Genomic DNA, 8,302 nt, shown 5'->3' with positions numbered 1-8,302 from the left:
GCCGGCGCAGCACCGCCACCTGGTGTCGCAGGACAAGGAGCTCCGCCTCCTTCGAGGTGTCCCCACGCATCCGGAGCAGCATCAGCCCGAGAGTGTTGCGTGTCAGGGCGTAGAGCAGCGACCACACCATGACCACCCAGCCTGCCCGACACAGACCCCGTCTCGCAGGCAAACACGCAGGTCACCGCCCAAATCGGGGTTCTGGAGCCCCACAGGGTCCATTTCTGTGTGATCAGGCGGCGGTGCCACCGCAGGACGGTGCCGGGCGTGACCGCCGGTGCGTTCGCAGCGCCCTGGGCAGGAGTCGGATCAGGGCGGCGAGGACCGCCCGGTCCGCCCAGTCCCACCGGGGCTTGGGCTGGGTACGACGCAGCACCGCGACCTCATGCCGCAACACCAGCAACTCGATGTTCTTCGACGCCGACGAGCGGCCGAGGAGAACCAGCCAGCTACAGACCCGAACGAGGATCAGGTACAGCAGGCGTACGGACATAGTTGACCATCATGCGGCCGGCCCCGCGCCGGCGCATCGCCCCAGGTCACAGGCTCAGGCCGACTTCTGGCACCCCACAGGATCGGCGAGTGAGCCAAAATCCCTGCTCATGGCTCACGGACGAGTTTCGGGCACCCACAGGGCCGGTATCCCAAGTCTCTGGCTGGCACTCGCAGGCTCGTGAGGGTCTCGGATCGGCGCTGACCGGCACGGCCGTCGCCCGACAACCAGGCGAGATTTCTAGGTGCGGGTGGGTCATTTTCCTCTGGTTGATAGTGAGTTCACTGTGTGACGGTGGCTGTTCGTGTCGTCGGTGTCAGCACGGCGGGTGTGCTGGGAAGGTGACGGCCAGCCAGGAACGGGAGCGATGCGGGATGCACGAGCATCTGCGGCGGTTCGGGACCGACCCGGATTCCACCGACCCTGTGGGGTGCCAGAAGTCGGCTTGGGCCCGTGAGCTGGGGTGATGCGACGGTGCGGCGGCCGGCATGATGGTCAGCCATGTTCGTACGCCTGCTCTATCTGATCTTCGTGCGGGTGTGTGGCTGGCTGGTTCTCCTCGGTCGTTCGTCGGCGTCGAAGGACATCGAGTTGCTGGTGCTGCGGCATGAGGTTGCGGTGCTGCGCCGTACCCAGCCCAAGCCCCGGTGGGACTGGGCGGACCGGGCGGTGCTCGCCGCCCTGATCCGACTTCTCCCCAAGGCACTGCGAGCGCACCGGCTGGTCACTCCCGGCACCGTCCTACGGTGGCACCGCCGTCTGATCGTACGGAAATGGACCCATCCACAGCGGATGGGTCGGCCACCGGTCGGCACGGAGATCGTGACCCTCATCAAGCGGCTCGCGACCGAGAACACGACGTGGGGCTACCAGCGGATCCGGGGCGAGCTGCTCAAGCTCGGTCACCGGGTGAGTGCCTCCACGATCCGCCGGGTCCTGACGTCCCTGGGGCTGCCCCCGGCTCCGCAACGGCAGACCGACACGACATGGCGGCAGTTCCTGCGCACGCAGGCGTCGACGATGCTGGCCGTGGACTTCTTCCATGTGGACTGCGCGGTGACGCTGCGGCGTCTGTACTGCTTCTTCATCATCGAGGTCGGCTCCCGCACCGTCCACATCCTCGGGGTCACCGCCCACCCCGACGGACCGTGGACCGCCCAACAAGCCCGGAACCTCCTCATGGACCTCGGTGACCGGGCGGCCGACTTCCAGTTCCTGGTCCGTGACCGGGCCGGACAGTTCACCGCGTCGTTCGACGCGGTCCTCGCCGACGCCGGCATCACCACGATCAAGATCCCACCCCGAACGCCGCAGGCGAACGCCTACGCGGAACGGTTCGTACGAACCGTCCGGACCGAGGTCACCGACCGGATGCTGATCGTCGGTGAGCGGCACCTGCGCACCGTCCTGGCCGAGTACGCACGGCACTACAACGGACGACGCCCGCACCGCGCGCTCCGCCTTCAACCACCCCGGCCCGACCACCCGACCACCCGATCACCGACGTCACGACGGCACGGATCAAGCGCCGGCCTGTCCTCGGTGGCCTGATCAACGAATACGAACGAGCCGCCTAAAAGACCAGATCAACGCCGGTGGCCGAGTTCTGACACCCCACTGGCACGCACCTGGCCTCGTCGGCCACGAGAGCGGAGTACAACACTTGTAGTAGTACCCACTACTGATGTAGTGTCCCGTCATGCCCAGTCGCCGCGATGACCTTCTTGACACCGCGATCCGCGTGGTCGGCGAGTCAGGTGTCCGCGGTCTCACGCACCGTGGCGTCGATGTCGCCGCGCAGCTGCCAGCGGGTTCGACGTCCAACTACTTCCGGACCCGGGGCGCCCTCCTCGGTGCGGTCGTGGACCGGTTCGTCGAGCGGGAGAGGGAGAACTGGGACGCTATCGCCGCCGAGGTGTGCCCGACCACGCCCGAGGAACTGGCTCAGGTCATCGTCAGATTCGCCGTCGACAGCACAGGTCCGCAGCGGACGCTGACCCTGGCCCGGTACGCGATCCTCGGTGAAGCGGCTATCCACCCACCGCTTCGGACCCAGCTGGCCGCCGGCGGCGGGCGCGTGAACACGTGGTTCACCAACTGGGTTCGGGCCGCCGGATCCACTGACCCCGAGCGTGACACCCCCGTCATCATGAACCACTTCACCGGCATCGTCCTGCATCAGCTGGCCATGCCCGATCCGGCGTTCGACCCGACCCGGCAGATCACCGCGCTCGTGTCGAGCCTTATCCGCCCGCGGAACCCAGAGGGGACGGAATGACCGAAGTGCAACCAGACCGCGGCGGCGCCATCGACCGCGAGATGGTGTGGCGGGCGATCGACGCCCAGCGGCAGAGCATCGCTGACCTGCTGGAGCGGCTGTCCGATGACGAGTGGAGTCGGCCCTCGCTCTGCGACGCCTGGACGGTGCGCGATGTCGCCGCCCACCTGACCCTTCAGCAGCTCGGCCCGGGGGAAGCGGTCAGGATGATCCTCCGAGCGCGCGGCAGTCTCGACCGGGCGATCCACGATGCGGCCCGCCGGCGCGCGGCGACGGTACCGACGACGCGGATCGTCGCCGGGATCCGCGGCACGGTCGGCTCGCGGCGGCACAACTTCGGGGTCACCTACCTGGAGACGCTCATCGACATCCTCGTCCACGGGCAGGACATCGCCATACCGCTGGGCCACCAGCACGAGATGCCTGTCCAGGCCGCGGCCGTCGCCGCCAGCCGCGCATGGTCCATGCGATGGCCGCCACCTTTTCCCGCGAGACGAGAAATCGCCGGTTTCCGCCTGACCGCCACGGACACGTCGTGGTCCGTCGGCACCGGACCCGAGGTTCAGGCTCCGATCCAGGCGATCGTCCTGTTGCTCACCGGCCGCCAGGCGGCCCTGCCGCAGGTCTCCGGTGACGGCGCCCCCGAACTGGTCGCCCGTCTCACCACGCCCGCATCGACATAGCACGTAAGCATCACTCGATCCCTGTTCCTGGTCGCCCGGCGGTACCGAAACTCGTATCCCATCTGAAACGGTTCAGAAACACCTGTGGCGTGCCCGGAAAGACCATGCCCCCGTTTCTCTTCATCCCATCCTGATCGGCTACGACACCCAGGCCGTTCTTGTCGCGCGCCGTCGACGCCTTCTATTCGGTTGCCGCGATCTCGCGTTTCCTGTGTTTCCTATGTACCCCGTAAAGGAGATCTGTCATGGTTCAGTTCGCGATGCTACTGCTGCCCGTTCCGCTCGGCGTCTACATTTCCGGGCGCCGCACCGCCTACCTGATCACCGCCATCGTGTTCGCGATCATCCTCGTCATCCAGACAATCGTTGTTGCCGCGGACACACCCGAGGACATCAACCCGCTCTACTGGCTTCTCAACATCGCGTCACTCGCCGTCGGTCTCGGCCTCACCGCCGCGGGCCGCGCGCTGGGCCGACGCCGCCGGACCCGCCGCGCCGCCGGCTGAAGAACCCTGTGGGGCTCCAGAACCCCGATTCGAGCGGTGACCTGCGCGTTTGCCCGCCGGACAGGGCCCACCTCGGGCAGGCTGGATGGTCATGGTGTGGTCGCTGCTCTACGCCCTGACACGCAACGCTCTCGGACTGATGTTGCTCCGCGTGCGTGGCGACACCGCGAAAGACGTGGAGCTCCTCGTCCTGCGACATCAGGTGGCGGTGCTGCGACGGCAGGTGAACCGCCCGGTCCTGGAACCGAAGGATCGGGAACACGGCCCGTGCTTCGTCGCCCTACTGGTCGTGCGGAAGCAGGGCCGGGTGGGTCATATGACCGACCCCCCGTTGACGCCGAGGACCTGCCCGGTGATGTAACCCGCCCCCTCAGAGCAGAGAAACACGCAGGCGGCAGCGATGTCATCGCCTGTACCCAGGCGGCCCAGGGGAATGGCCTGGGCCATGACCTCGCGGCTGGGCAGGTTGCCGACGGACTGGGACTGGCGCGCCATCGGTGTGTCGATGGCGGACGGCGGGATGGTGTTGACGGTGATCCCGTATGGTGCGAACTCGCGGGCCAGCGACTTCGTCAGAGTGATGACGCCGCCCTTCGACGCCGCGTAGTGCGTCATCCCGGGCGTGCCGCGCTGGGCGCTCGACGACGAGATCGTCACGATCCGACCCCATCGGGCATCAACCATGTCGGGGATCGCCGCTTGGACACAGTGGAACGTACCGGTCAGGTTGACGTCGAGGACGCGGCGCCAGGACTCGAGGGTGATCTCGGTGAAGGGCTCGAACGCCGTCACGCCTGCGCTGGTTACCAGGATCGCCACGGGCCCGAGTTCGCTGCGCACCTTCCCCAACGCGTCATCGACAGACGGCCGGTCTGCCACGTCGACCCGGCACGCCAGCGCGTCGGCACCGGCGGAGCGGAGTTCGTCGGCAACGGCCTGCGCCGCGTCACCGTTGATGTCGAGCACCGCGACGCGGTGCCCGCGCGCCGCGAGCTGCTCGCAGATCGAGCGACCCATCCCCGAGGCGCCGCCGGTCACGACGGCGACGTGCTGTGCGTGCTGCTCAGACATGTTTGTAGATACGACCTTCCTTCATCACGAACAGGACGTCCTGTGTGGTGGTGATGTCCTCGGACGGGTCGCCGGGGACGGCGATGACGTCGGCGAGGTAGCCAGCCGCGAGGCGGCCGAGCTCGTCGTCCATTTGGATGAGCTCGGCGCTCGTGACCGTGGCAGCGCGCAGCGCCTGTATCGGCGTCATGCCGCGGTCGACCAGCGCGACGAGTTCCCTGGCGTTCTGGCCGTGCGGGATCGCCGGCGCATCGGTCCCGCAGGCGATCTTTACCCCGGCGGCGATCGCCTTGGGCAGCATCGCTTTGGCCCGCGGGAAGATTTCCGCGGCCTTTTTCTGCAGCTCGGGAGCCGCCCGCTCGATCGCCATCGCCTCGGTGAGGTATGTCGTCGACACGAGGAACGTCCCGTGATCGACCATCATTTGGATCGACTCGGGCGTGGCGAGGAAGCCATGCTCGATGCAGTCCACGCCGGCCCGGATGCAGGCCTGGACTGCGGAGTCGCCGACGGCGTGGGCGGCGACCCGGATCCCCGCACGGTGTGCCTCGTCGGTGATGGCCTCGAACTCCTCGTCGGAGTACTGCTGCGAGCCCGGCGACGTGGAGTGCGACATCACGCCACCGGACGCCGATACTTTGATCACCTTCGCGCCATGACGGATCTGGTACCTAACACAGGCGCGTACCTCGCCCACGCCGTTGGCGATGCCCTCGGCCACACCCAACGGCATGATCCCGGGCGCAAGCCGCTGGAATACGGTCGGGTCGAGGTGGCCGCCGTACGGCGTGACGGCGTGCCCGGCCGGGATGATGCGCGGGCCTTCGAGTCAACCCTGGTCGATCGCCCGCTGCAGCGCGACGTCGAGCATGTAGCCGCCGGTCTTTACCATCAACCCCAGGTTGCGCACGGTCGTGAAGCCCGCCAGCAGTGTCGCGCGGGCGTTCACGGTGGCCCGCAGGGTGCGGTATACCGGATCGTCCTGGACGCCGTGCATCGGGTTCGGCAGCCCGTCTGGGCCACCGGGACCGCCGATGAGCAGATTCAGCTCCATGTCCATCAGTCCGGGCAGGAGCGTGACGTCGCCCAGGTCGACCTCGGTCGCCGTCGCCGGAAGCTCGGTGGGGCATACCGCGACTATGCGGTTGCCCTCCACCACGATCACCGCAGGTGACCTCACCAACCCGGCATCGATGTCGACCCAGCGATGGGCCCGAAGGACGATCGCGTCGCTCACGGGACCGGCGCAACCAGGCAGTCGAGCTGCGCCGCACCCGAGTCAGGGATGCGCTGCTGGTGCCAGCACTCGACCGGGAACGACACCATGACCATCGAATACAGCATGTACAGCAGCCTGAGCGCCTCCTCCGGCATGTCGTCCAGGCTGTACTGGTCGAGGTACGTCAGCGCCGCCTCGGCGCGTGGCGTGATGACGTCGTAATACGCCTGCATGTCGTCCATCGAGGTGGCGAGGCGCTTGTCGTAACGCTCTGGCTCGGTCGGCAGGCACCAGTCAGCCACGAATGGCTCGAGGTCGGCGAACTCCTTGGGCAGCATTTCGATCACGTCTGTCATACCCCCGCACGTCCGCGCTGGTAGTCGTCGATCCACTTGGCTGTCTCCCTGTGAAGGTGCCGGCACAGCACCTCCTGGTCACCCAGCGGGAACCGGTCCACCACCCGGGACTCCAGCATCGATTGCGTCGCCTCGAGAGTGTTGGCGTCCTGCAAGCCGAACTCCTTGAACGTCAGCGCGGTGAGCTCGTGGGCCACGCGCTCGCGCGGCGTCTTCGCTGGGACGAAATAGAGCGTTCCCTCGAAGATGTGGCTGTTGTACGCCGTCGGCCAGTAATGGTAGGTGAGGTACCAGCCCAGTCCCCAGATCAGGATCGTGAAGTTCGGGAAGAGCTGGAACGAGTCGAGCCCCCACGGGTCGCAACCGGCGGGGTTCACGCCGGGCGGCATCTTCTCGACGCCGAGGTCGGGAATATCCCACGGCCCGAAATTTCCGCTGCGGCAGATATCGTCTATCGGCTTGCGCATGTCCTGGTCGAGTTCCCACGTCCGGATCCCGGCTGTGCTCACCAGGCGGTGCGGACCGTCGATCCGGTAGTGCGGCGCCTCGAAACCCTTCTGCTGTCCGGCGTTGGCAAACTTCGCCGGGTACTGCCTCGCGTGCAGCACGGGTGCGTGATAAAATTCCTGGAAGGCGTCCATGTAGAGCTTCCAGTTCGCCTTCACCTCGGAGCGGTAGTACCAACGCTCGGTCATCTTGTCGAAGGGGTAACCCTCGATCGCGGTGACCATCGGCCCGAGAAATTCCGGCAGCGACTGCTCGGGCTGCTTGGCGAGGTTGATGAAGATGAAGCCCTCCCAGACGTCGCAATGGACGGGGACGAGGCCGTAGTCATTCTTGTCGAGGCCGAAGAACTCGCCCTCTTGCTGCACAAAATTCAGCGACCCGTCGAGGTCGTAACGCCAGGCGTGGTACTTGCAGGTGAACTGCCTGCAAGTACCGCTCGTCTCCTCGCCAGGGAAATCATTCCACACCAGTTTGTTGCCACGATGGCGGCAAATGTTGTGGAATGCCCGCACTTTGCCGTCTTTGTCGCGCAAGACGATGATCGACGTCTTGGCAATGTGGATCTCCTTGGTGAAGTAGCTGCCGTTCCTCGGCAGCAGCTCCACCCGCCCGACATTCAGCCAGCCGCGCTTGAAAATCGCCTCCCGCTCGAGCTCGTATAACTCCGGCGAGATCGAGTCCTCGTAGGACACCGGCTCGGTCCCGAGCTCCGGATAGTGCTCCGTCCAACTACCTTCGGGCGGCTTGGGCCAACGAGCCACTGCTACTCCTCTACCTCAGATGACAGCGCTGGTCCGGGGGAGTGTGCGCTGGAATCGGGCTGCCCCAGAACGTTCTGGCTGAAATCTATACGGCCCCCGAGGCGAACACAAGCACTTGATATCATGTCCTTGACACTGATGTGGAGGGGTTGGGCCAGGTGGCAGCGGGCCGCCCGCCGCCGCTACCCGGACCGCCGAGATGCGCGGGGCGCCCCGAGCGCGACGTTGGAGTCCTGGCAGGTCCACGGTCGCCGCCGGGCCGTGCAACGTCGATCACGGGCGAAACCGCGACAGCGGAGCCGTCCGGGGCCGCTGGCGCGCAGCCAGCCGGGGGACGGGCGTGCACCAGACCCGAGAGAGCCAACAGCGCCGCGGAAGGTGCACCCGCCTGTTCCGACGCTCACGTCGGTCCCCGGTCCCCGGTCCCC

7 protein-coding genes and 3 pseudogenes are annotated in these 8,302 nt (G+C 66.7%); 5 read left to right on the top strand and 5 right to left on the bottom strand.

The genetic code is table 11. The features are described from left to right. Positions 1-232: 232 nt before the first annotated feature. Positions 233-493 (bottom strand): hypothetical protein, encoded by a 261-nt coding sequence (locus tag E0504_RS44910; protein ID WP_235013529.1) that lies wholly within the window; start codon positions 491-493, stop codon positions 233-235. 501 nt (positions 494-994) lie between these two features. Between E0504_RS44910 and E0504_RS44900 the strand changes: the two are divergent. The 5 genes and pseudogenes from E0504_RS44900 to E0504_RS53845 form a co-directional block, all read left to right on the top strand. Beyond that, a pseudogene (locus tag E0504_RS44900) lies at positions 995-2,070 on the top strand (transposase). A 122-nt stretch (positions 2,071-2,192) separates the two neighbouring features. Further along, positions 2,193-2,771: a TetR/AcrR family transcriptional regulator gene (locus E0504_RS44895; RefSeq protein ID WP_112108972.1), complete on the top strand. Its 579-nt coding sequence runs from the start codon at positions 2,193-2,195 to the stop codon at positions 2,769-2,771. After that, entirely contained in the window at positions 2,768-3,454 is a 687-nt protein-coding gene (locus tag E0504_RS44890; protein WP_112108971.1) for a maleylpyruvate isomerase family mycothiol-dependent enzyme, read from the top strand. Before E0504_RS44895 ends, E0504_RS44890 begins: the two co-directional genes overlap by 4 nt. A gap of 245 nt (positions 3,455-3,699) precedes the next feature. After that, a complete protein-coding gene (locus tag E0504_RS44885; protein ID WP_112108970.1) occupies positions 3,700-3,960 on the top strand; it encodes a hypothetical protein in 261 nt (86 codons plus the stop codon). A 49-nt stretch (positions 3,961-4,009) separates the two neighbouring features. Beyond that, a pseudogene (locus tag E0504_RS53845) lies at positions 4,010-4,216 on the top strand (integrase); the annotation flags it as partial. 56 nt (positions 4,217-4,272) lie between these two features. Here E0504_RS53845 and E0504_RS44875 read toward each other — a convergent pair. From E0504_RS44875 to E0504_RS44860, 4 genes and pseudogenes are all read right to left on the bottom strand, one after another. Next, complete coding sequence (locus tag E0504_RS44875) at positions 4,273-5,031, bottom strand: SDR family NAD(P)-dependent oxidoreductase (protein WP_112108969.1); 759 nt, start codon at positions 5,029-5,031, stop codon at positions 4,273-4,275. Beyond that, positions 5,024-6,268, bottom strand: a pseudogene (locus E0504_RS44870) (amidohydrolase family protein). The gene E0504_RS44875 and the pseudogene E0504_RS44870 overlap by 8 nt, the downstream one beginning before the upstream one ends. Further along, a complete protein-coding gene (locus E0504_RS44865; protein ID WP_112108967.1) occupies positions 6,265-6,606 on the bottom strand; it encodes a hypothetical protein in 342 nt (113 codons plus the stop codon). The pseudogene E0504_RS44870 and the gene E0504_RS44865 overlap by 4 nt, the downstream one beginning before the upstream one ends. After that, positions 6,603-7,874, bottom strand: coding sequence for an aromatic ring-hydroxylating dioxygenase subunit alpha (locus E0504_RS44860; RefSeq protein ID WP_112108966.1), 1,272 nt, complete (start codon positions 7,872-7,874; stop codon positions 6,603-6,605). Before E0504_RS44860 ends, E0504_RS44865 begins: the two co-directional genes overlap by 4 nt. Positions 7,875-8,302 lie beyond the last annotated feature (428 nt).

Source organism: Parafrankia sp. BMG5.11 (genome assembly GCF_004337455.1).
Note: the sequence above shows the minus strand (reverse complement) of the source record. Positions and strands in the feature narration are given on the sequence as shown.

Coding starts and splice junctions, on each gene's coding strand:
- E0504_RS44875 (WP_112108969.1), bottom strand. CDS start 5,031: ATGTCTGAGCAGCACGCACAGCACGTCGCCGTCGTGACCGGCGGCGCC.
- E0504_RS44890 (WP_112108971.1), top strand. CDS start 2,768: ATGACCGAAGTGCAACCAGACCGCGGCGGCGCCATCGACCGCGAGATG.
- E0504_RS44865 (WP_112108967.1), bottom strand. CDS start 6,606: ATGACAGACGTGATCGAAATGCTGCCCAAGGAGTTCGCCGACCTCGAG.
- E0504_RS44885 (WP_112108970.1), top strand. CDS start 3,700: ATGGTTCAGTTCGCGATGCTACTGCTGCCCGTTCCGCTCGGCGTCTAC.
- E0504_RS44910 (WP_235013529.1), bottom strand. CDS start 493: ATGTCCGTACGCCTGCTGTACCTGATCCTCGTTCGGGTCTGTAGCTGG.
- E0504_RS44895 (WP_112108972.1), top strand. CDS start 2,193: ATGCCCAGTCGCCGCGATGACCTTCTTGACACCGCGATCCGCGTGGTC.